The sequence below is a fragment of the Ferrimonas balearica genome, from assembly GCF_019802085.1.
Lineage (GTDB): Bacteria > Pseudomonadota > Gammaproteobacteria > Enterobacterales > Shewanellaceae > Ferrimonas > Ferrimonas balearica_B.
Genome location: NZ_JAHVHV010000003.1, coordinates 291,943 through 312,379 on the forward strand (window position 1 = coordinate 291,943; position 20,437 = coordinate 312,379).

A 20,437-nucleotide genomic window follows, 5' to 3' on the forward strand; every position below is an offset into this window, starting at 1 on the left:
ACCTCAATTTAGACGCGCAGTTGTTTTTCGGGATCGTTCAGGATGTCGGTAAAGAGGTCCTTCACCCGACAGTCTTCGCACATTTTCAAACGGTTCAGGGCGTCGCCCGCAAACGCGCTGTGGCCGGCCAGGGCGGTGGTCATCTTCTCCACCACCGCCTTGGTGGCGAAGGGCTTGCCGCAGGTGATGCACTCAAAGGGTTCCTCCTCCTTGAGCACCTGCTCGGCCTGACGCGCCTCGCGGTCCAGCTGGATGCGAGCGGTTAGGGTGATCGCCTTCTCCGGGCAGGCCTGTTCACACAGGCCGCATTGGACGCAGGGCTGCTCGGTGAACTTGAGGGCGGGGCTGTCGCCGCCGTCCATCAGGGCCCGGGTGGGGCACAGGGCCGCACAGCTCATGCATAGGGTGCACTTGTCGGCGTCCACGGTGACGGCACCGTAGGGCACCCGGGGCAGCTCCAGCACCTCGATGCGGCCGGCGGCCGCGCCGTTGATGTGGTCCAGGGCGTTGAACAGGGTATCGCGCTTGCTCAGGTCCTTGCCGAAGGCCGCCACCGGCAGCTCTGCGAAGGTCGCGCTGTCCGCCAGCAGGGCGTCCAGGCGATCCAGCTCGGCGGCGTCCAGCAGGGTGATCCGCTCGGCCCGCTCGCCCACCGCGTCCAGCAAGGTGGTGGCCAGCTGGTGCTCGCTGCGCACCAGGGTCAGCAGGGTCTCCGGGGTCTCGGCGGTGGTCAGCACGATCACCTGGCGGGCGCCCCAGGCCAGGGTGGCCAGCCAGCTGTCCAGTCCGGCCACGGCGACCTCTTCCAGGGCCACCGGCAACACCTGACCCGGCAGCTGACGCAGGGCCGACAGGGCGGCCTCACCGGCGCTGGCGTCGTGCAGCAGCACGGCGGGACGCTGATCGGACAGCTCCAGGTAGCGGCCCAGCAGGCGCTTGAGGTAGTCCCGCAGCACCGTGGGGGTGGGTTGGTCGTAGCTCAGGGCACCGGTGGGGCAGGCGGCGGTGCAGCTGCCGGCACCGTGGCAGAGGTGCGGATCCACGGTGATCCGGTTGTCGATGCTCTCCAGGGCGTCCGCCGGGCAGACGTTCATGCAGCGGGTGCAGCCGTCGATGCCGCTGGAGTGGTGGGCGCAGATGTCGTAGTTGACCTTGACGTAGCGGGGCTTGTCGAACTGGCCGATCAGCTCCGGCAACTGGGCCAGGGCGGCGGCCAGCTTGTCGGCATCGTCGCCAACGTGGAAGTAGCCCGGCGGCAGCAGCTCCAGGTTCAGCAGCGGTTGCTGACCCATGTCCAGCACCAGGTCATAGTGGGGGCGGCGCACCGCGGCGGGGGCCAGTTCGCGCTGGGCACCGTCGTCCTTGATGAAGGCCTGGAACTGTCCCAGGAACCCCTTCACGGAGACGCTGCGGCTGAAGTACGCCGGCAGGGATTCGGTGGCTTCGGCGGCGGCCATCACCTTCTCCAGGTGGGCCTCGTCCTGGCTGGTCACCGCTTCGGTGGCCACCAGGGTACGACTGGCCATGGACGCCAGTTCGGCGGCCGCCAGGCGGATCAGGTCTTCCGGACCGACGATCAACAGGTGACCGGCGGTGTTGTAGGAGACCGTCTGCGGGATCAGGTTCTCCAGCATGGTGACTTGGGCCAGGCTCTGCTCACGGGCTTGGTCCTGCACCGGATTGATACTGTTGCTCACTCTGCGTTTCCTACTCGGTGTCGTTGCTCTGTTTGTCGATGGGCAGGGTTTCCCCTGCCATGGCTGGCAACGATCCCCAATTTAGCTGCAAGGGACGTACCAGCACTGCTCACAATTTGGTCAGTTGAATTACGTTTCGGTCTTGGTCTCGTCCGGGTCGCTTTCGGACGCTGCGACATTTTGTCCCTCTTCCCCTGGGACATTGGGTAATTCTGACGGCGTTTCCCCCTCGGCCGACGCTTCGGCTTGACGGGCCACCGCCTTGTCCACCTCTTCCACCGCTTCGCTCACGTGGCGGAAGACGTTCTTGGCCACCTCGGCGGCCACCGCCGCGCTCAGCTTGGGCTGGGCCGCGTAGTCCAGGTCGTACTCGCAGAGGCCGTCGCGGACGTTGTAGTGGGGCTGTTTCCACAGGGCCCGCAGGGCCTCCTTGCGCTTGCTCGGATCCACCCCCGGCTTGAGGAAGTCGGCGAAGCTGCCCCCCTCTTCGATGCTGTCGGGATCCGGCAGGGCTTCGGCCTCGGTGCCCTCTTGAGCCTCGGCCTGGGGCACGCCATCCGGAGTCTCAGCGGTCTCGGCGGCGTCGAGGGGGGCATCGGTGGGAGCGGCTTCTGCCGGGGCCGTCGCCGACTGAGCCTCCTCCTTGGCCTCCTCCTCGGCCACCTGGGCCTTGCGCAGTTGCCAACGGGATAACAGGCTCATCAGGACTCCTCCCGGCTCTTGCGCGCCTCGCCACGGACATCGATGTGTCTGCGGCGGTGGGCCTGGATGGGGGCCTCACCGTGGCGGGTGATAAAGGATTCGATCCAGCAACCGATCGCCTCGGGAATGGCGCAGGTCAGCACCGGGGTGTCCCCCTCCAGGGCGCCGGCGGCGACGTTCTGGTTGGCGGTCACCGACATGGGCACCGGCACGCCGTCGCCCTTGTCGTCGCAGATGACGAACAGCTTGGGGTGGTCCAGGTCCAGGTTCAGCCGGTAGTTGGCCCGCTCATCCAGGTACAACTCCAGGGCCACCAGGTGGGCCCCTTCGGGTGCCTTGCCGGTGGCGGGCAGCAGGGAGGCCACCTCCCAGTTGGTCTGGGTCCAGCGCCCGACCTGTACCTCTTTCGAGGCCAGGGTGACGTACAGGGGCCAGATGGATTCGCTGTGTTGCATTCCACGCTCCTAAGGTGTGGGTTGAGCCCGAAGGCCACTTTGCCCAACACGCTGCAAGTATCGTTCCACCCTGGTTCCGGCGCCAGAGGATGATCCCTCTCACGCTTTTTGACCCAGGAGAGACAATTTGTCCCAGAGCCCAGGGACAGCTTGGGACACTTTGCCCCTCTGGCCGTGATCTCGATCCCGTTTCCCCACCCCTGGGGCTGTGGAACGGCTTTTGCATTACCCCAGGGTGAGTATAAATGCCCTGGCAAGCTGTTGATTATCCATGACCACATCTCTTAAACGCCCCCGCCTTTCCCGCACCCACGCGGAAGCCCCCCTGACCATTGCGGTGACCGCGGTGGACGAGAAAGGCCAGATCCAAGAGAAGCAGATCGCCTGCGAGCGACCCCTGACCCTCTACCTCAACTGGCAGCCCATCGTCACCCTGATGACCCTGGGGGCCCGGCCCGAGGCCCTGGCCCTGGGCTACCTCAAAAACCAGGGTTTCATCAGCGACATCGGCCTGGTGGAATCGGTGATCGTCGACTGGGAGGTCAACTCCGCGGCGGTGATCACCCGGGAGGACATCGCCCACGTGGACAAGCAGCTGGAGGAGAAAACCGTCACCAGCGGCTGCGGCCAGGGCACGGTGTTTGGCAGCTTTACCGCCGGTCTGGATGAGATCACGCTGCCGGTGCCCAGCCTCAGTCAGAGCGGGATCTACGCCCTGCTGAAAAACCTGGGCCAGTACAACGACACCTACAAGAACGCCGGGGCGGTGCACGGCTGCGGGATCTGCGCCGAGACCGAGATCCTCAGCTTCGTCGAGGACGTCGGCCGCCACAACGCGGTGGACACCCTGGCCGGCGAGATGTGGCTGGAGGGCCAGGAGGGATCGGACAAGATCTTCTACACCACCGGCCGACTCACCTCGGAGATGGTGATCAAGGTGGCCAAGATGGGGATCCCGGTGCTGCTGTCCCGCTCCGGGGTGACCGAGATGGGCCTCAGCCTGGCCAAGCAGCTGGGGATCACCATGATCGCCCGCGCCAAGGGGCGCCACTTCCTGGTCTACCACGGCGCCGAGACCATCGAATTTGACGGAGCCCAGGCATGACCCAGCCCACCGACACCCTGTTTATGAACGCCAAGCAGGTGGCGGACTATCTCGACTTGAACGAGAAGAAGGTCTACGCCATGGCCAACGAACGCCAGCTGCCGGGCACCAAGGTCACCGGCAAATGGCTGTTCCCCAAGACCCTGATCGATCGCTGGGTGATGGAGTCCTGCCACAGCGGCATGCTGTCGGACCGGCTGATCATCACCGGCTCCGACGACCCCCTGCTGCACTGGGTGGTGGGCCGGGTCAGCCAGCGCATCGGCAGCACCGGGCTGGTCAACTACTCCGCCACCGATTCCCGTCTGGGCCTGTCCCAGCTGGCCCAGGGCTTTGCCGACGTCTGCTGCCTGCACTGGGGCAACGAGTCGGAGCGGGACCTGCGCCACCCGGCCCTGCTCAAACGCCACGCCCTGCACAAGCAGTGGGTGATGGTGCACGCCGCCAGCCGGGAGTTTGGCCTGATGATGCGCAATGAGCACCACCACCTGGGCCAGGATGTGGAGCAGGCGCTCTCATTGCGCTACCGCTGGCTCACCCGCCAGGAGGGCGCCGGCGCCCGCTACCACTTCGACAGCTGGCTGGCGGAGCGGGGCATGGCGGGCACGGATCTCAACCTGGTGGGCACCGCCTTCAGCGAGCGGGAGCTGGCCGCCTCGGTGGCCCGGGGCGAAGCGGATTTCGGCTTCGGTTGCCACGGCATCGCCGGCGAACTGGGGCTGGCCTTCGTGCCCCTGGGCCGGGAGTCCTTCGACCTGGTGATGCCCCAGGGGGTCTACTTCCGCCAGCACCTGCAGCAGCTGTTTGCGGTGATGCAGAGCCCGGACACCTTGTCCCAGGCCCAGCGCCTGGGGGGCTACGACCTGACCGACTGCGGCAAGCTGATCTGGAGCCCGGTCTAACACCCCAGCTGCCACAAAAAAAGCGCCCCGAGGGCGCTTTTTTTGATTGCCACTAACCCGAATCAGGAGCGGACGTTGATCTGCACTCCCTGCTGATCGGTCAGGGCCGGGCACTGCATCGGCAGCTTGATGGTGAACACCGAGCCGCGCTCCAGCTCCGACTCCACCTCCATCAGGCCGCCGAAACGGCGAATGATGCCGTAGCTCAGGGAGAGGCCCAGGCCGGTGCCCTGCTTGCGGGTGGTGAAGAAGGGGTCGAAGATCCGCGACAGCACCTCCGGGGGGATCCCACAGCCGTCGTCGGCGACGGTGATCCACGCCCCCTTGATGCTGTCGTCCTCCGCCAGCCAGTCGCCGGTGGCCACCCGCACCTGGCCCTCGCCATCCAGGGCGTGGGCGGCGTTGACCACCAGGTTGATCAGCACCTGCAGCAGCTGCTGGCGGTTCACCTCCACCGCCGCGGTGGCTGCCAGCTCCAGCTGGACGTCCACCGACTGCTTACGCAGGGAGTGGCGCACCAGCACCAGCATCTCCTCGATGATGGGGTTGACCGGCTGACGCTCCAGGGGCATCGCCAGATCGCCGGGGCGGGCGTACTGCAGCAGGGACTGGATGATGGTGTTGATCCGCTGCACCTGCTGAACGATAAGCTCGATCTCCTCGTCCACCTCGTGATCCTGGCCCCCCAGCTCCATCTTGATGAGCTCGATGTTGCCCAGGATCACCGCCGTGGGGTTGTTGATCTCGTGGGCGATCCCCGCGGTCAGCTCCCCCAGGGCCACCAGTTTCTCGTTGGTCACCATCTGCTGGCGGGTCTCCTCCAGCAGGCGGATATTGCGCTTGAGCTCCTTGGTGCGCTGCTTGAGGCTGTAGGTGCGCTCCTCCACCTTCATCTCCAGCTGCGCCGCGGCGGCCTGGATCTGTTGGCTGCGCTCCTGCAGCTGGTCGAGCATGAGATCAAACTGACGCCCCAGCTGGGCCAGCTCGTTGGAGGGGTCCAGCCCCAGATCGCCGATGCGGCGGTGGCGCCCCTCCTGCACCTCCCGCACCACGGTGTGGATGCGGTCGATGGGTTTGAGCAGGCCCGAGGCACCGCGGTACACCGCCAGGCCGGAGCCGGCCATCACCAGCAGCAAAATGGTGCCCATCTCAATGATGTTGATCAGGTAGTTGAGGACGAAGGGGGCCTCGGTAAAGCCGGTGTAGATCATGCCGATCCGCTCCCCCTTGGTGTCCACCAGGGGGGCGTAGGCGGAGATGTACCAGTCGCTGTAGACGAAGGCCCGGTCCACCCAGGTCTCCCCCCGCTCCAGCACCTTGAGCCGCACCTGCTCAGACACCAGGGTGCCCACCGCCCGGCCATCCTCGTCCTGGGAGGGGACGTTGGTGCTGATCCGCACGTTGTCCAGGAACAGGGTCACCGAGCCGTGGGCCCGGTTGGGCAGGGTGCCCTCGGCGTAGGTCAGGGCGCGGATCTTGTCCACCAGCTCGGTGTTGTGGTTCATCAGGGCGCCGCCGTCCAGGAAACCCATCCGCTCGCCGTCCGGGCCGATCACCGGGATCAGGCTGCGGATCACCATGCCCCGCTGCTCGAACCCCTGGCGGGGCTCCGGTGCCATGGGGGTGGGCTTGAGCTCCATGGAGGCGTTGCGGGCCAGGGCGGGGCTGATCCTCAGCATCGCCTTGCGGGAGAGCACCTGCAGCCCGGAGCGGGCGTCGTCGCCGTCATCGGGGATCAGCTGGCGCATCTTGGGATCCGCCAGGGCGTCCTCCAGGGTCACCAGACGGAGGAAATCCAGCCCCAGCCGGGCCCGGTGCTCCTCCAGCAGACGATTGAGGGAGCGATCCGAGTAGTGCAGCGACTGGGTCAGCTGCTTGAAGTCCCAGGCGTGCTGGGTCTGGCGCAGGGCCTGCTCCTGGGCCTCGGCCTGGTTCTCCAGCACCCCCTGGGCCACCGCCAGATCCGCCCGCACCTTCATAAACAGCTGCTTACCGGTGTAGGCCACGTTCCAGTAGATGGTGATGAACACCAGGCTGGCCAGGGTCACCAGCACCGGCAGCAACATCAGCACCAGCAGGCGGTAGCGCACCGTGCTGGTCATCACCTTGACGTCGTTTTTGACCTGGCGTCGCCAGCCTCTGATCATCAGCTCTCCTGACCCCACTCTTTAAACTTGCGATCCAGGGTCTTGCGGGACACCCCCAGCACCCGGGCGGCGGCGGACTTGTTGCCCTCCTGGGCCGCCACCACCTGCAGCACGTGCAGCCGCTCCACCTCCTTGAGCTCCATCTCGTCGGGGTAACCGGCACCGGGCGCCGCCTCGGTCACCGGGGTCTCCTGGCTGCGCCAATACTCCGCCGGGGGTTTGCCCAGCAGCAGGCAGCGCTCCACCAGGTTGCGCAGCTCGCGGATGTTGCCCGGCCAGTCGTAACGCTGCATCACCTGCAGATCCTCGTGACTCCAGGCCACCTCCCGCAAGCCCAGCTCAGAGGCCAGCTGACGGGTGAAGTGGTGCACCAGGTCCACCACGTCGTCCGGCCGCTCCTTGAGGCTGGGGATGTGGATGTTGAGCACGTTGAGACGGTAGAAGAGATCCCGCCGGAATCGGCCCTCCTCCACCTCCTGGAACAGCTCCCGGTTGGTGGCCGCCACCACCCGCACATCCACCGGGGTCTCCTTCTCCGAGCCCACCGGCCGGATGGTGCGCTGTTCCAGCACCCGCAGCAGTGCGGTTTGCATCTGCAGCGGCATCTCACCGATCTCGTCGAGGAAGATGGTGCCGCCGGAGGCGAAGCTGAACAGCCCCTCCCGGGCCCCACGGGCGCCGGTGAAGGCCCCGGCCACGTGGCCAAAGAGCTCGCTCTCCAGCAGCTCCGGGGCGATGGCCCCGCAGTTGACCGCCACGAAGGAGCCGCTGCGGCCGGACAGCTGGTGCAGCGAGCGGGCCACCAGCTCCTTGCCGGTGCCGGACTCGCCCTCGATCAGCACCACGGCGTTGGTGGGGGCCACCCGGCTGATCACCGATTTGACCTCCGCCATGGCGGCGCTGTTGCCGATGATGGTGTTGGGGTGGCTGTGGGCCACCTCCCGGCGCAGCAGCAGGTTTTCCCGCTTCAGCAGCCGGCGTTCGATGCAACGGTCCACCGCCTGCATCATCTGTTCCAGGCGGAAGGGCTTGAGGATGAAATCCACCGCCCCGGCCCGCAGGGCGCGGATGGCGGTTTCCATGTCGGCAAAGCCGGTCATGAAGATCACGTCCGAGCGACGGGTGTCCATGTCCAGGGCCTCGTGCCACTCGATGCCGTCCCGGCCCGGCAGGCTGATGTCGACGATCAGCAGATCGAAGTGGCAGCGGCTGCGCAGCTGCTCCGCCTCCTCGACGCTGCCGGCCACCTCGACCAGGGCGAACCGCTTGCTGAGAGCCTTCTTCAGGAACGAGCGCATGCCGGACTCATCGTCCACCACCAGGACCGACATCGCTGTTGAAGGGGGAAGCTTATCGACCATAACCGCTGAGGGCCTCCGATTTCATGGGGTTAGGTTGGTACAATTTGTCCATCGAGGGTCAAATTGCCCATGGGTTTCGTTAAGGTGCGTCATTTTGACCCAATTGGCCAGGCGGAAAGTGTGATCCCCTGCAAAAATCCCTCCTCACAAAGGGATTGGCACCAAGTTTGCACATATTCTCGCGACCTGGTCGGGACGTCCCCGGCCGCTGTTGCGATTGATTGCAAAAAGGAACCCCAAAGGATGAAAAACGCGTTGTCTAAAGCCCTGCTGCTGCTGGCGTTGCTCCCCGGTCTGGCCCTGGCGAAGGATCCGATCCGTCTGGCCACCACCACCAGCACCGACAACTCCGGCCTGCTGGCCCACCTGCTGCCCACCTTCGAGCAGGACAGCGGCTACTCGGTCCAGGTGATCGCCACTGGCACCGGCAAGGCCCTGCGCCACGGTCGCAACGGCGACGTGGACGTGGTGATGACCCACGCCCCCTCCGCGGAAGCCAAGTTCGTCGACGACGGCTTTGGCCGCCAGCCCCGTCAGCTGATGGCCAACGATTTCATCCTGCTGGGCCCGCAGGCGGATCCCGCCGGCATCGCCGACAGCGCCAACGTCACCGAGGCGATGAAGGCCATTGCCGACGCCAAGGCCCCCTTCGTTTCCCGCGGCGACGAGTCCGGCACCCACATTAAGGAGCTGGCCCTGTGGCAGGCCGCCGGCGTGAGCACCGACTTCACCGGCTACGCGGCCATCGGCCAGGGCATGGGCCCGGCGCTGCTGACCGCCAGCGAGATGCAGGGTTACCTGCTGGCCGACCGCGGCACCTACCTGGCGTTCAAGGACAAGCTCAACCTGAGCGTGCTCTACCAGGGGGACGCCAACCTGCTGAACCCCTACCAGGTAATCCTGATCAGCAACAGCAAGTACCCGGATCTCAACCACGACGGGGCCCAGGCCCTCAGTGACTGGCTGATCAGTGCCAAAGGACAGGCGATGATCGACGATTTCAAAGTGCAGGGAGAGCAGCTGTTTCAGGCGACCTACAAGGCAACTGAATGAGCGACGGCATGTTTGGCGTGTTTCAGCAGGGCATCGCCCTGCTGTTGAGCTTTGACCCCGAAGTCTGGGCCATCATCGGGGTGTCCTTCAGCGTGTCGCTGCGCGCCATGGCCTTTATCCTGCTGCCCAGCATTCTGCTGGGCTTTGCCCTGGCGGTCTCCCGCTTCCCCGGTCGGGGCGGGGTGATCTCCCTGTTCCAGACCCTGCAGGCGATCCCCACCGTCGTGGTGGGCCTCATCACCTACCTGCTGCTGTTTCGCCAGGGGGTGCTGGGGGATCTACGCTGGCTGTTCACCCAGAACGCCATGGTGTTGGCCCAGGTGTTCCTGGCCCTGCCGGTGCTGGTCTCCCTGAGCTACGGCGCCTTCTCCAGCGGGGACTGGCGGGCCTGGGAAACCGCCCGCACCCTGGGCGCCCCCCGCTACCGCGCCTTCCTCACCCTGTGTCATGAGCTGCGCGCCCCGCTGCTGGTGGCGGTGATCGCCGCCTTCAGCCGCATCATCACCGAGGTGGGGGCCTCCATGCTGGTGGGGGGTAACATCCACAACGTCACCCGCAACATCCCCACCGCCATCGCCCTGGAGACCTCCAAGGGCGAGTTCGCCCAGGCCGCCGCCCTGGGCACGGTGCTGTTGCTGCTGGCCCTGATCATCAACTTCTCCCTGGGCACCCTGCGTAATCAGCAGGAAGGCCTGCGTCGAGGATAGCCATGCAACTGAACGCCACGGCGCTGGAGATGCGCTTTAACCACCAACCGCTGTTCACCATCCCCAGCCTGACGCTGGAGGGGCACCAGCGGGTCTGGCTCAAGGGCCCCAACGGGGTGGGCAAGACCACCCTGATGAAGCTGCTGGCTGGGCTGCACAAACCCAGCCACGGCCAGGTGGACCTGACCGACGCCCCCAGCCGGCGCTGGCGCCGGGACGGCTCCCCCCTGGGTCAGGTGGTCTACCTGCACCAGAGCCCCTACCTGTTCGACGGCACCGTGTGGGACAATTTGGCCTATGGCCTGAAGCGGCTGGCCCTGAGCGTCGGTGAGCGCGAAGCGCGGATCCGCGAAGCCCTGGGGCTGGCCCGGCTCGAGCACCTCAGCGAGCGCCCCGCCCAGGTGCTCTCCGGTGGCGAGCGTCAGCGCCTGGCCCTGGCCCGGGCCTGGGTGCTCAAGCCCCGCTTCCTGCTGCTGGACGAACCCACCGCCAACCTGGACCCGGATTCGCTGCGGCTGATCACCCAGATGGTGGAACAGTTGCATCTGCAGGGCTGTGGCCTGATCATCACCAGCCATCAGCAAACCGAACTGACGGATCTGTGCCAGGAGCACTGGATCCTGGACAACCAGAGCCTGACCCGCCTGAGCCTGGCGGACCGGGAGGAAGCCCTCGCATGACACTGCACGACATTACCCTGGCGGTACTGGCCGGTGGCCAGGCCCGTCGCATGGGCGGCGACGACAAGGGACTGATCCCCGTTGCCGGCCAGCCGATGATCCAACACGTTCTGGGCCGGGTGCGCCGGGACGCCATGGCTGCCCTGGTGATCGCCAATCGCAACCAGGAACGCTACGCCGAGCTGGGCCTGCCGGTCCACGCCGACACGCTGCCGGGCTTTATGGGCCCCATGGCCGGCATGGCGGTGGCCCTCTCCGAGGCCCGGACGCCGCTGGTGCTGATCTGCCCCTGCGACACCCCCAACCTGCCCTCGGATCTGGCCGAGCGGATGCTGGCCAGCCTGACCGAGGCCGACGCCGATCTGGCGGTGGCCTGCGATGAGCAGCGGGAGCACCCGGTGGTCGTCCTGCTCAAGCGGGAGTTATTGGGATCCATCGAGCAGTTTCTCGCCGCCGGCGATCGTAAGATCGACCTCTGGTATGGCCAACACAAGGTGGCCCGCTGCGTCTTCGACGGCGCCGCCGACGCCTTCGCCAACATCAACACCCCGCAGCAGCGCCAGGAGCTGGAGAACCAGCTGCTGGCCCGTGACAAGTGAGAGAACCGATGACCGACACCCTGCTGTCCGACTGCCGCGTCCCCGTGTTGGGGATCTGCGCCTACAGCGGCACCGGCAAGACCACGCTGCTGCTGAAACTGCTGCCCGAACTCAACCGCCGGGGCCTCAAGGTCGCGGTGGTCAAACACGCCCACCACAACTTCGAGGTGGATAAGCCCGGCAAGGACAGCTTCGAGCTGCGCAAGGCCGGCGCCGATCAGATGCTGATCGGCTCCAGCAACCGCCGTGCCCTGATGATGGAGCGCCCCGTCGAGGGGGATCCGGATCTCAAGGAACTGCTGGCGATGATCGACCAGGAGCGGGTGGATCTCATCCTGGTGGAGGGCTTCAAGAAACTGGCCCTGCCCAAGCTGGAACTGCACCGCGCCGAGGTGGGCAAGCCCTTCGTCTTCACCCAGGATGCGCTGATCCAGGCCATCGCCTGCGACGACGCCACCGTGCTGCCCGCCGACTGCGCCCTCTCCCGCCTCTCCATCAACGACGTCGAGGGGATCGCCGATTTTATCCAGGGCTTTATGGCCCGCTGGACACCCGTGGCCCCGGCGCCCCTGGGCCCCAGCTGCGACAGCGTCGAACGCAAGCAGCTGTCGGTCACCCAGGGGGTCCAGCGGATCCTGGCCATGGTTCAGCCGGTGGCCGAAACCGAATCGGCCCACCTGACCGAAAGCCTGGGCCGGGTGCTGGCCGAAGACGCCATCTCCCCGGTCAACGTGCCCCAGCAAACCAACTCGGCGATGGACGGCTACGCCTTCGCCGCCGGCGCGCACGATGACTACCAGCTGGTGGGCGAGGTGTTCGCCGGCTACGCCCACGAGGGCACCCTGGCCCCGGGTCAGGCGGTCAAGATCATGACCGGCGCCCCCCTGCCCGAGGGCGCCGACACCGTAGTGATGCGCGAGCTGGCCAGCGAGCAGGCGGGCCGGGTGCGCTTCGACGGCGCCATCGAGCCGGGCCAGAACGTGCGCCAGGCCGGTGAGGACATCGCCGTGGGGGCTACCGCCCTCAATGCCGGTCAGCGTATCGATGCCGCCGAGATGGGCCTGCTGGCCTCCCTGGGCCTGGCCCAACCCACCCTGTGGCGCCGCCCCAAGGTGGCGATCTTCTCCACCGGCGACGAGGTGTGCGCCCCGGAGCAGCCCCTCAAGGCCAACTGCATCTTCGACGCCAACCGCTTCACCTTGCAGGGCATGCTGGCCAAGCTGGGCTGCGAGGTGCTGGATCTGGGGATCATCGAGGACAACGAGGCGGCCATGGTGGCAGCGCTGGAGCGGGCCGCGGCGGAAGCCGACGTGGTGATCACCTCCGGCGGCGTGTCCGTGGGTGACGCCGACTTCATCAAGGACGCCCTGGCCAAGCTGGGCAACATCGACTTCTGGAAGATCGCCCAGCGCCCGGGTCGCCCCCTGGCCTTTGGCTCCCTCAAGGGCAAGCTGTTCTTCGGCCTGCCCGGCAACCCGGTGGCGGTGATGGTTTCCTTTATGCAATTTGTCCAGCCGGCACTGCGCAAGATGGCGGGGGAGGCCGATTGGCAGCCCACCCTGATCAAGGCCATCGCCACCGAGCCGATGCGCAGCCGCACCGGCCGCACCGAGTTCACCCGCGGCATCGCCGCCCTGGGGGCCGGTGGCCAGCTGGAGGTGCGCACCACCGGCAGCCAGGGCAGCGGAATCCTGAGCTCCATGGTGCAGGCCAACTGCCTGATCGTGATCGAGGAAGCTATCGATCAGGTCCGCCCCGGCGACGCCGTCTGGGTGCAACTTTTCGCCGATCTGATGTAGGAGAAACCGATGGCATTGTCTGACGGCTTTGGACGCAAAATCAGCTATCTGCGGATGTCGGTAACCGACCACTGCGACTTCCGTTGCGTCTACTGCATGGACGAAGACCCCACTTTCCTCCCCCGGGATCAGGTGCTGAGCCTGGAGGAGCTTCACCTGATCGCCCAGGCCTTTACCGAGCTGGGGGTGCAAAAAATTCGCCTGACCGGGGGCGAGCCCCTGGTCAAAAGCGACCTGGACTACCTGGTCAAGCAGATCGCCGCCCTGCCGGGGCTGAAAGACCTCTGCCTCACCACCAACGGCTCACGGCTGAAGAAGTTCGCCCGGCCGCTCAAGGAAGCGGGGCTCAAGCGGGTCAACATCAGCCTGGACACCCTCCAACCGGAGCGCTTCACCGCGGTGACCCGCAACGGCAAGCTGGAGCGGGTGCTGGCGGGGATCGACGCCGCCATCGAGGCGGGCTTCGAGCGCATCAAACTCAACACCGTGGCGATGCGCGGCAGCAACGACGACGAGATCCTCGACCTGGTTGCCTTTGCCCGGGAGAAGGGGGTGGACATCAGCTTCATCGAAGAGATGCCCCTGGGCCAGCTGGACGCCGCCCGGCGCCAGCAGAGCCTGCTGACCAGCGACGCGGTGCGGGCCATCCTGGCCGAGCGCTACGAGCTGGTGCCCACCACCGAGAACACCGGTGGCCCGGCCCGCTACTACCGGATGCCGGACAGCGATATCCGGGTGGGCTTCATCAGCCCCCACAGCCACAACTTCTGCGACGAGTGCAACCGGGTGCGGGTGACCACCACGGGGCAGCTGCTGTTGTGCCTGGGCAACGAGAACGCCGTGGACCTCAAGGCGATCCTGCGGGCCCACCCCGGGGACGTCGAACGGCTGAAAACGGCGATCCTCGACGCCATGATGAAGAAGCCGGAGAAGCACGAGTTTCGCACCGACGGTGAGACCGAGATCCTGCGCTTTATGAGCTTTACCGGGGGCTAGTGCGCCCTCACCGACAAGCCAGGCCTCGGCCTGGCTTTTTTGTGCCTGGATGCCGGCAGCGTCTATACCTTGAAGGCAACCCAAACGCCCAAGGAGCCCGGCCATGACCCTGAGAACCCTGACCCTGTTGCTGCCCCTGCTGCTGTTGAGCGCCCCAGGCAGCGCCAAAGACGGCTTCCCGGACGTCACCGACGACGGCCTGGTGCGGATCGAAGCCAAACACGTGGAAGCCGCCTACTGGCGTGAGGGCGCCAGTCTGGCCCCCTACCAGCGGGTGGCCATCATGGACTGCTTCGTCGCCTTCCGTAAGAACTGGCAGCGGGACTTCAACAGCGGCCGGCGGGAGCTCTCCCAGCGGGTCAGCGCCGACGATATGGACAAGATCCGCAAAGCCCTGGCAGCGGAGTTTCAGAAGGTGTTTGACCGGGAGCTGGGGGAGCGGGGGGGCTACCAGGTGGTGAGCCCCGACACCCTGGGGGAGGACGTGCTGCTGCTGCGCCCGGCCATCGTTAACCTGGATGTGGCGGCACCGGACCTGCAAAGCGCCACTCACCAGCGCAGCTACGTCGCCTCCGCCGGTTCCATGACCCTCTATATGGAGCTCTACGACGGCGCCACCCACGACCTGATCGGCCGGGTGGTGGACTCCCGCAGCGCCATGGATCCGGGCCACTTCCAGTACGCCAACCAGGTCACCAACCGGGCGGAGGCGGACAAGATCCTGCGCCGCTGGGCCCAGATGCTGGTGGACGCCCTCAACGAAGCCAAGTAATTTCGGGCCAAAAACGACGAAACCCCCGCAGTGCGGGGGTTTCGAGAAAGAGTGGGGTGGCTGACGGGATTTGAACCCGCGACAACCGGAATCACAATCCGGGACTCTACCAACTGAGCTACAGCCACCACTGTCGGGACGTCTGGCTTGCCAAACAGGTCAATGAGGAATGGCGCGCCCAAGAGGATTCGAACCTCTGACCTCTGCCTCCGGAGGGCAGCGCTCTATCCAGCTGAGCTATGGGCGCTCTCATTGACGGCGGACATGATACGTAAGGGCCAGCCCGGCGTCCACGAATTTTTGCGCCGCCAAAGACCAACTGGTGGAAAATTAACTAGCAATAGTAAAAAAGGCCAGATAAAACAATCAAAAACATTGCTTCATGACGGTTTTTTAGTCAATCTATCTCGCTGGAGAGTTATAACCACAATAAGATTCAAGGATCGCACCGGGCAATGGAGCAGGGAGAGGCACAATCGCCACCAGGGCAACTGGCGTTCTGGAAGCGTCGGGTCGACCGCCTACGTCGGATCGCCGCCCGCTACAAGAGTGCCGCATCCTTGCAGTCCATCCTCTTTCGCGTCTCGGAGCTGGCCAGCCACTGTGACTCCATGGATCACTTCTACCGGGCACTGACCCCCCTGGTGCGCCAGTTCCCCGGCACGGAAAACTGCTACGCCGCGCTCTACGATCCCAGCCTCGACCGATTCCACTTCCCCTTCTTCCTCGACCAGCGGGACAACCGGCCACCGGAGTTCGTCGACGCCGCCGATCTGATGAGCGGCTTCACCGGCCACGTATACCGTCACGGGCAGCCCCTGTGCCTGGATCGCGACGGCCTCAACGCCATGATCGCCCGCGGTCAGATCACCCCCATCGGCAGCCCGGCCCAGGCCTGGCTCGGGGTGCCTCTGGTCAAGGACGGCACCGTACTGGGGGTGCTGGTGCTGCAGTCCTACAAGCCCGGCTTTCGCTACGGTCAGCCCCAGACCGAGTTTCTCACCTTCGTCGGCCAACACCTGGTCACCGCCATGGAGCGGCTCAAGGCCCGGGCCCAGACGGAGCTGGTGATCGAACACCGCACCCGGGCCCTGAGCCAGGCCAACCGGGCGCTGCAGGAGGAGGTGCGCCAGCGCCGCCGGGCCGAGCGGCTGCAGAACGCCCTGCTGGAAATCTCCGAGATCACCGCCAGCGGTCGGGACATGAACAGCTTCTACCGGGCAATTCACGGCGTGTTGCGCCACCTGCTCTACGCCGAAAACTGCTTCGTCGCCCTGCAAAGTGATCAGGACCAGATGATCACCTTCCCCTACTACGAGGCGGGGGAAGCCCTCACCGCGCCCCAGCCTCGGCTACCCAGCGACGGTCTGACCGAGCGGGTGATGCAGCACCGTCGCCCCCTGCGGATGACCGCCGAGGCGATCCGCAGCGCCTACCGGGACGGCTCCTTGAGCCAGCACACCGACCGCTGCCTGGTGGAGCTGCACGACTGGATGGGGGTCCCGCTGCTGATCGAAGGGGAGATCCGCGGCGTCCTGGCGGTGTTCAGCCAGGAGCCGGGCTACGGCTATGACGACAAGGATCTGGAACTGATGGGCTTTGTCTCCCAGCACATCAGCACCGCCATCGAGCGGCGCCAGGTGCTGGCCCAGCGGGTCCGCTACCGGGAGGAGCTGGAGCAGAAAGTGATGGAGCGCACCCGGGAGGTGCACGCCATGAACGTCGACCTGCAGCGTCAGATCCTGCAGCGGCGCAAGGCCGAGCACCAGCTGCGTCACGACGCCCTGCACGACACCCTCACCGGTCTGCCCAACCGGGCGCTGCTGCTCAGCCGCCTGGACCAGGCCCTCAAGCACATCAAGCGCCACGCCAACGAGCGCTTCGCCGTGCTCTTTATCGATCTGGATCGCTTTAAGCTGGTCAACGACTCCCTCGGCCACCTGGCGGGCGACCAGCTGCTGGTGGCCATGGCCCAGCGCCTGACGGACTGCATCCGGGACAACGATACCCTGGCCCGGCTCGGGGGCGACGAGTTCGTGATCCTGCTGGACAGCATCCGCAACCGGGCCCATGTGCAGGAGGTGTCCCAGCGGATCCTCGAGCACCTCAAGCAGCCGATCAAGCTGGAGGGCAAGGAGTTCTACCCCGGCGCCAGCATCGGCATCACCCTGGCGGATCCCCATGGCGAGACCGACTCCGAGTCGCTGCTGCGGGACGCCGACGCCGCGCTCTACCACGCCAAGTCCGCCGGCCGGGGCTGCTACCAGTTCTTCAATGAGGAGATGCACGCCGAGGTGATGGCGGACGTCAGCCGCGAGGCCCAGTTTCGCCAGGCGCTGAACAAGGGGGAGATCACCGTCCACTACCAGCCGGTGATGGACCTGAGCCAGGACAAGGTGGTGGGGATCGAAGCCCTGGCCCGCTGGCACCACCCCCAGCTGGGGCCCCTGAGCCCGGACCAGTTCCTGCCCTGGGCCTGCCACAGTGGCGCGGTGGCGGAGCTGGACCGCTACGTGCTGGCCCAGGTGGACCGCGACCACCCGGACCTGTGCCGACGCATCGGGTCCGACGGCTGGATCCACGTCAACCTGGACCTGGTGCACCTGCGCTCCAGTGCCAAGCTGGCGCTGCTGGAGCAGTGCATCGAGGGGCTAAGCCTGCCCAAGGCACAGCTGGCCCTGGAGTTCTCCGAGCGGGATCTGCTGGTGGATCAGCGCACCCTGCACCAGGGGCTGAACCGCTTGCATCAACTGGGGGTAAAACTGGGGCTGGACGATTTCGGCACCGGCTACAGCGCCCTGACCCTGCTGCCGCAACTGCCGCTGGATTTCGTCAAGGTGGACAAGAGCTACAGCCATAAGAGCACCGATTGCGAGCGCCACCGAGCGGTGCTGGAGTCCCTGGTGGGGCTCTCCGCCGAGCTGGGCTTTATGCTGACCGCAGAGGGCATTGAGCAGAGCGCCCAGCACCGCACGCTGCAGCAGTTGGGCTGTCACTGGGGCCAGGGCTACCTGTTCAGCCCGCCCCAGGCCCTGGAGCGGGCGGCGGAGCCGGTCAGCTCTTGTTGAGCATGGCCCGCAGGGCCGCCACGTTGGTCTTGCCGGTGCTGATCCGCTCCTGCTCCGAGGGCTTCTTCTGCCGACTCTCCCACACCAGGTCGTCCTGGGGCAGCTCCAGCAGGAAGCGGCTGGGCTCACAGCGGATCTGCTCGCCGAACTGACGCCGCTCCCGGCACAGGGTGAAGATGAGCTCCCGCTGGGCCCGGGTGATCCCCACGTAGGCCAGACGCCGCTCCTCCTCCACATTGCCCTCATCCAGGCTGCTCTGGTGGGGCAGCAGCCCCTCCTCGGTGCCCACCATGAAGACGTAGGGGAACTCCAGTCCCTTGGAGGCGTGCAGGGTCATCATCTGCACCTGGTCCGCCTCCTCCTCCTCGGCGTTGCGCTCCATCATGTCCCTCAGGGTCAGGCGGGTCACCACCTGAGCCAGGGTCATGGGCTCCTCCAGCTCGTCCCCCTCCAGCATGTCGGTGATCCAGCGATACAGCTCGGAGACGTTCTTCATCCGCATCTCCGCCGCCTTGGGGCTGGGGGAGGTGTCGTAGAGGTGATCCTCGTAGTTGATCTCCCGCACCAGGTCCTTGAGCGCCGCCAGGGTGTCGCCCCGTTCGGCGCGGTCCCCCAGCTCCACCAGCCAGCGGGTGAACACCATCACGGTTTCCGCCGCCTGGGGCGGCAGCACCCGCTCCAGCTCCGGCTCGAAGGCGGCGGCGAACAGGCTCACCTGCTTCTCGTTGGCCAGCCGGCCCAGCTTCTCCAGGGTGGCCGGCCCCATGCCCCGTTTGGGCACATTGCAGACCCGCAGGAAGGCGTTGTCGTCCTCCGGGTTGGTGAGCAGGCGCAGGTAGCCCATGATGTCCTTGATCTCCGCCCGGCTGAAGAAGCTGGTGCCGCCGGAGATCTTGTAGGGGATGCGGTTGGTCATCAGCGCCCGCTCGAACAGCCGCGACTGGTGGTTGCCCCGGTAGAGGATGGCGTAGTCCTTGAAGCTGGCGTGGTTGACGAACTTGTGTCGCACCAGCTCCGCCACCACCCGCTCCGCCTCGTGATCCTCGTTATTGGCGGAGATCACCTTCATGGGGGCGCCGTAGCCCAGCTCCGAGCGCAAGGTCTTCTCGTAGACGTGGGGGTTGTTGGCGATCAGGATGTTGGCGGCGTTGAGGATGCAGCCGGAGGAGCGGTAGTTCTGCTCCAGCTTGATCAGCCGCAGCTGGGGGAAATCCTTGCCCAGCAACACCAGGTTCTGGGGCTTGGCCCCCCGCCAGGAGTAGATGGACTGGTCGTCGTCCCCCACCACGGTGAAGCGGGCCCGCTCCCCCACCAGCAATTTCACCATCTCGTACTGGCTGGTGTTGGTGTCCTGGTACTCATCCACCAGCAGGTAGCGCAATCGGTTCTGCCACTTCTCCCGCACCTCGGCATTGGAGGCCAGCAGCAGGGTGGGCAGCATGATGAGGTCGTCGAAATCCAGCGCGTTGTAGGCGGTCAGGTGGGCCCGATAGCGCTGGTAGAGCTGGGCGTGCAGCGCCTGCTGGGCGTCCCGGGCGAGGGTCACCGCCTTCTCCGGCAGCACCAGATCGTTCTTCCAGTTGCTGATCTGGGTGATCAGCATCCGCAGCTGGTCCTTGTCCTCGTTGAGCTCGTCGGCGGTGAGCTCCTTGAGCAGCGCCAGGGTGTCCTGATCGTCGAACAGCGAGAAGCCGGGCTTGAGCCCCAGCACCTTGTGTTCCCGACGGATGATGTCCAGCCCCAGGGTGTGGAAGGTGGAGATCCACAGTCCCCGCGCCTCCCCCTTACCCAGGGTCTGGGCCACCCGCTCCTTCATCTCCCGGGCGGCCTTGTTGGTGAAGGTCACCGCCGCGATGTGGCGGGCCTTGTAGCCGCACTGCTGCACCAGGTAGGCGATCTTGTTGGTGATCACCCGGGTCTTGCCACTGCCGGCCCCCGCCAGCACCAGGCAGGGCCCGGAGACGTAGTTGACCGCTTCTTGTTGTGCCGGGTTGAGTTTCATCGCCTCACCTGTGTGCCGCCCATCTTGAGGGCGCGCATTCTAAGCAAAATCCGGGGGACTTGGCCACCGCTGCCACGGCGCTTTTCTGGTACCATGGGGGCATTCGTGACCACTGGAAGTCTACTATGATAACCCCCAACAAACTGGAGCAACTAGCCCAGCAACTGGGCAGCGCCCTGCCCCCCGGCCTGAAAAGCGCCGCCGACGACTTTGAAGCCAAGGCCAAGACCATTCTGCAAAGCCAGCTGTCCAAGCTGGACATGGTCTCCCGGGAAGAGTTTGACCGCCAATCCGCGGTGCTGGCCAAGACCCGCATGATGGTGGAGCAGCTCGAAGCCCGCCTGGCGGCCCTGGAAGCCGAGCAAAGCAAGCCGGCGGACAGCGAGTAGGCC

17 protein-coding genes and 2 tRNA genes are annotated in these 20,437 nt (G+C 66.0%); 11 read left to right on the top strand and 8 right to left on the bottom strand.

The window, feature by feature from the left end; all coding sequences use genetic code 11:
* Nucleotides 1–8: 8 nt before the first annotated feature.
* The 3 genes from KUV81_RS14135 to KUV81_RS14145 all read right to left on the bottom strand — a co-directional run bounded on the left by KUV81_RS14135 (nt 9) and on the right by KUV81_RS14145 (nt 2,854).
* Nucleotides 9–1,697, bottom strand: a complete 1,689-nt coding sequence (locus tag KUV81_RS14135; RefSeq protein ID WP_315900088.1) for a 4Fe-4S binding protein — start codon at nt 1,695–1,697, stop codon at nt 9–11.
* A gap of 129 nt (nt 1,698–1,826) precedes the next feature.
* Nucleotides 1,827–2,399: a DUF3306 domain-containing protein gene (locus tag KUV81_RS14140; RefSeq protein WP_222544530.1), complete on the bottom strand. Its 573-nt coding sequence runs from the start codon at nt 2,397–2,399 to the stop codon at nt 1,827–1,829.
* The gene (locus KUV81_RS14145; RefSeq protein WP_222544531.1) at nt 2,399–2,854 is read right to left on the bottom strand and encodes a DUF3305 domain-containing protein; all 456 of its coding nucleotides are present in this window, start codon (nt 2,852–2,854) and stop codon (nt 2,399–2,401) included. Before KUV81_RS14145 ends, KUV81_RS14140 begins: the two co-directional genes overlap by 1 nt.
* Before the next feature lie 271 nt (nt 2,855–3,125).
* On the opposite strand from KUV81_RS14145, the gene KUV81_RS14150 reads away from it, so the two are divergent.
* Together KUV81_RS14150 and KUV81_RS14155 are read left to right on the top strand one after the other, a co-directional pair.
* Nucleotides 3,126–3,959: a formate dehydrogenase accessory sulfurtransferase FdhD gene (locus KUV81_RS14150; RefSeq protein ID WP_222544532.1), complete on the top strand. Its 834-nt coding sequence runs from the start codon at nt 3,126–3,128 to the stop codon at nt 3,957–3,959.
* Nucleotides 3,956–4,861, top strand: coding sequence for a helix-turn-helix transcriptional regulator (locus KUV81_RS14155; RefSeq protein ID WP_222544533.1), 906 nt, complete (start codon nt 3,956–3,958; stop codon nt 4,859–4,861). Before KUV81_RS14150 ends, KUV81_RS14155 begins: the two co-directional genes overlap by 4 nt.
* 62 nt (nt 4,862–4,923) lie before the next feature.
* On the opposite strand, the gene KUV81_RS14160 is transcribed toward KUV81_RS14155, so the two are convergent.
* Nucleotides 4,924–7,008 (bottom strand): cache domain-containing protein, encoded by a 2,085-nt coding sequence (locus tag KUV81_RS14160; protein WP_222544534.1) that lies wholly within the window; start codon nt 7,006–7,008, stop codon nt 4,924–4,926.
* Nucleotides 7,008–8,369, bottom strand: a complete 1,362-nt coding sequence (locus tag KUV81_RS14165; RefSeq protein WP_222544535.1) for a sigma-54-dependent transcriptional regulator — start codon at nt 8,367–8,369, stop codon at nt 7,008–7,010. The genes KUV81_RS14160 and KUV81_RS14165 overlap by 1 nt, the downstream gene beginning before the upstream one ends.
* A gap of 243 nt (nt 8,370–8,612) precedes the next feature.
* On the opposite strand from KUV81_RS14165, the gene KUV81_RS14170 reads away from it, so the two are divergent.
* The 7 genes from KUV81_RS14170 (at nt 8,613) to KUV81_RS14200 (ending at nt 14,975) form a co-directional block, all read left to right on the top strand.
* Complete coding sequence (locus KUV81_RS14170; RefSeq protein WP_222544536.1) at nt 8,613–9,422, top strand: substrate-binding domain-containing protein; 810 nt, start codon at nt 8,613–8,615, stop codon at nt 9,420–9,422.
* Complete coding sequence (locus KUV81_RS14175) at nt 9,419–10,129, top strand: ABC transporter permease (RefSeq protein ID WP_222544537.1); 711 nt, start codon at nt 9,419–9,421, stop codon at nt 10,127–10,129. Before KUV81_RS14170 ends, KUV81_RS14175 begins: the two co-directional genes overlap by 4 nt.
* Nucleotides 10,130–10,131: 2 nt before the next feature.
* The gene (locus KUV81_RS14180; RefSeq protein WP_222544538.1) at nt 10,132–10,809 is read left to right on the top strand and encodes an energy-coupling factor ABC transporter ATP-binding protein; all 678 of its coding nucleotides are present in this window, start codon (nt 10,132–10,134) and stop codon (nt 10,807–10,809) included.
* On the top strand, nt 10,806–11,408 hold the full coding sequence (mobA, locus tag KUV81_RS14185; protein ID WP_222544539.1) for a molybdenum cofactor guanylyltransferase MobA: 603 nt from the start codon (nt 10,806–10,808) through the stop codon (nt 11,406–11,408). The genes KUV81_RS14180 and mobA overlap by 4 nt, the downstream gene beginning before the upstream one ends.
* A gap of 8 nt (nt 11,409–11,416) precedes the next feature.
* Nucleotides 11,417–13,207, top strand: a complete 1,791-nt coding sequence (locus KUV81_RS14190; protein WP_222544540.1) for a bifunctional molybdopterin-guanine dinucleotide biosynthesis adaptor protein MobB/molybdopterin molybdotransferase MoeA — start codon at nt 11,417–11,419, stop codon at nt 13,205–13,207.
* Between the two features lie 9 nt (nt 13,208–13,216).
* Nucleotides 13,217–14,203: a GTP 3',8-cyclase MoaA gene (gene moaA, locus KUV81_RS14195; RefSeq protein ID WP_222544541.1), complete on the top strand. Its 987-nt coding sequence runs from the start codon at nt 13,217–13,219 to the stop codon at nt 14,201–14,203.
* 103 nt (nt 14,204–14,306) lie between these two features.
* Complete coding sequence (locus KUV81_RS14200) at nt 14,307–14,975, top strand: DUF3313 family protein (protein WP_222544542.1); 669 nt, start codon at nt 14,307–14,309, stop codon at nt 14,973–14,975.
* A gap of 52 nt (nt 14,976–15,027) precedes the next feature.
* On the opposite strand, the gene KUV81_RS14205 is transcribed toward KUV81_RS14200, so the two are convergent.
* Both KUV81_RS14205 and KUV81_RS14210 read right to left on the bottom strand, forming a co-directional pair.
* Nucleotides 15,028–15,103, bottom strand: a tRNA-His gene (locus KUV81_RS14205).
* Nucleotides 15,104–15,145: 42 nt separating this feature from the next.
* Nucleotides 15,146–15,222 (bottom strand) — tRNA-Arg (locus KUV81_RS14210).
* Nucleotides 15,223–15,430: 208 nt separating this feature from the next.
* On the opposite strand from KUV81_RS14210, the gene KUV81_RS14215 reads away from it, so the two are divergent.
* A complete protein-coding gene (locus KUV81_RS14215; protein WP_222544543.1) occupies nt 15,431–18,043 on the top strand; it encodes an EAL domain-containing protein in 2,613 nt (870 codons plus the stop codon).
* On the opposite strand, the gene rep is transcribed toward KUV81_RS14215, so the two are convergent.
* A complete protein-coding gene (gene rep / locus KUV81_RS14220) occupies nt 18,030–20,045 on the bottom strand; it encodes a DNA helicase Rep (RefSeq protein WP_222544544.1) in 2,016 nt (671 codons plus the stop codon). The genes KUV81_RS14215 and rep overlap by 14 nt on opposite strands.
* A gap of 125 nt (nt 20,046–20,170) precedes the next feature.
* On the opposite strand from rep, the gene ubiK reads away from it, so the two are divergent.
* The gene (ubiK, locus tag KUV81_RS14225; protein WP_222544545.1) at nt 20,171–20,434 is read left to right on the top strand and encodes a ubiquinone biosynthesis accessory factor UbiK; all 264 of its coding nucleotides are present in this window, start codon (nt 20,171–20,173) and stop codon (nt 20,432–20,434) included.
* Nucleotides 20,435–20,437 lie beyond the last annotated feature (3 nt).

Bases quoted from the DNA above. Each gene is read 5' to 3' on its own strand.
- KUV81_RS14155 (WP_222544533.1), top strand. From the start codon at position 3,956: ATGACCCAGCCCACCGACACCCTGTTTATGAACGCCAAGCAGGTGGCG.
- KUV81_RS14160 (WP_222544534.1), bottom strand. From the start codon at position 7,008: ATGATCAGAGGCTGGCGACGCCAGGTCAAAAACGACGTCAAGGTGATG.
- KUV81_RS14145 (WP_222544531.1), bottom strand. From the start codon at position 2,854: ATGCAACACAGCGAATCCATCTGGCCCCTGTACGTCACCCTGGCCTCG.
- KUV81_RS14150 (WP_222544532.1), top strand. From the start codon at position 3,126: ATGACCACATCTCTTAAACGCCCCCGCCTTTCCCGCACCCACGCGGAA.
- KUV81_RS14165 (WP_222544535.1), bottom strand. From the start codon at position 8,369: ATGGTCGATAAGCTTCCCCCTTCAACAGCGATGTCGGTCCTGGTGGTG.
- KUV81_RS14170 (WP_222544536.1), top strand. From the start codon at position 8,613: ATGAAAAACGCGTTGTCTAAAGCCCTGCTGCTGCTGGCGTTGCTCCCC.
- ubiK (WP_222544545.1), top strand. From the start codon at position 20,171: ATGATAACCCCCAACAAACTGGAGCAACTAGCCCAGCAACTGGGCAGC.
- moaA (WP_222544541.1), top strand. From the start codon at position 13,217: ATGGCATTGTCTGACGGCTTTGGACGCAAAATCAGCTATCTGCGGATG.
- KUV81_RS14140 (WP_222544530.1), bottom strand. From the start codon at position 2,399: ATGAGCCTGTTATCCCGTTGGCAACTGCGCAAGGCCCAGGTGGCCGAG.
- rep (WP_222544544.1), bottom strand. From the start codon at position 20,045: ATGAAACTCAACCCGGCACAACAAGAAGCGGTCAACTACGTCTCCGGG.
- KUV81_RS14215 (WP_222544543.1), top strand. From the start codon at position 15,431: ATGGAGCAGGGAGAGGCACAATCGCCACCAGGGCAACTGGCGTTCTGG.
- KUV81_RS14190 (WP_222544540.1), top strand. From the start codon at position 11,417: ATGACCGACACCCTGCTGTCCGACTGCCGCGTCCCCGTGTTGGGGATC.
- KUV81_RS14200 (WP_222544542.1), top strand. From the start codon at position 14,307: ATGACCCTGAGAACCCTGACCCTGTTGCTGCCCCTGCTGCTGTTGAGC.
- KUV81_RS14180 (WP_222544538.1), top strand. From the start codon at position 10,132: ATGCAACTGAACGCCACGGCGCTGGAGATGCGCTTTAACCACCAACCG.
- KUV81_RS14175 (WP_222544537.1), top strand. From the start codon at position 9,419: ATGAGCGACGGCATGTTTGGCGTGTTTCAGCAGGGCATCGCCCTGCTG.
- mobA (WP_222544539.1), top strand. From the start codon at position 10,806: ATGACACTGCACGACATTACCCTGGCGGTACTGGCCGGTGGCCAGGCC.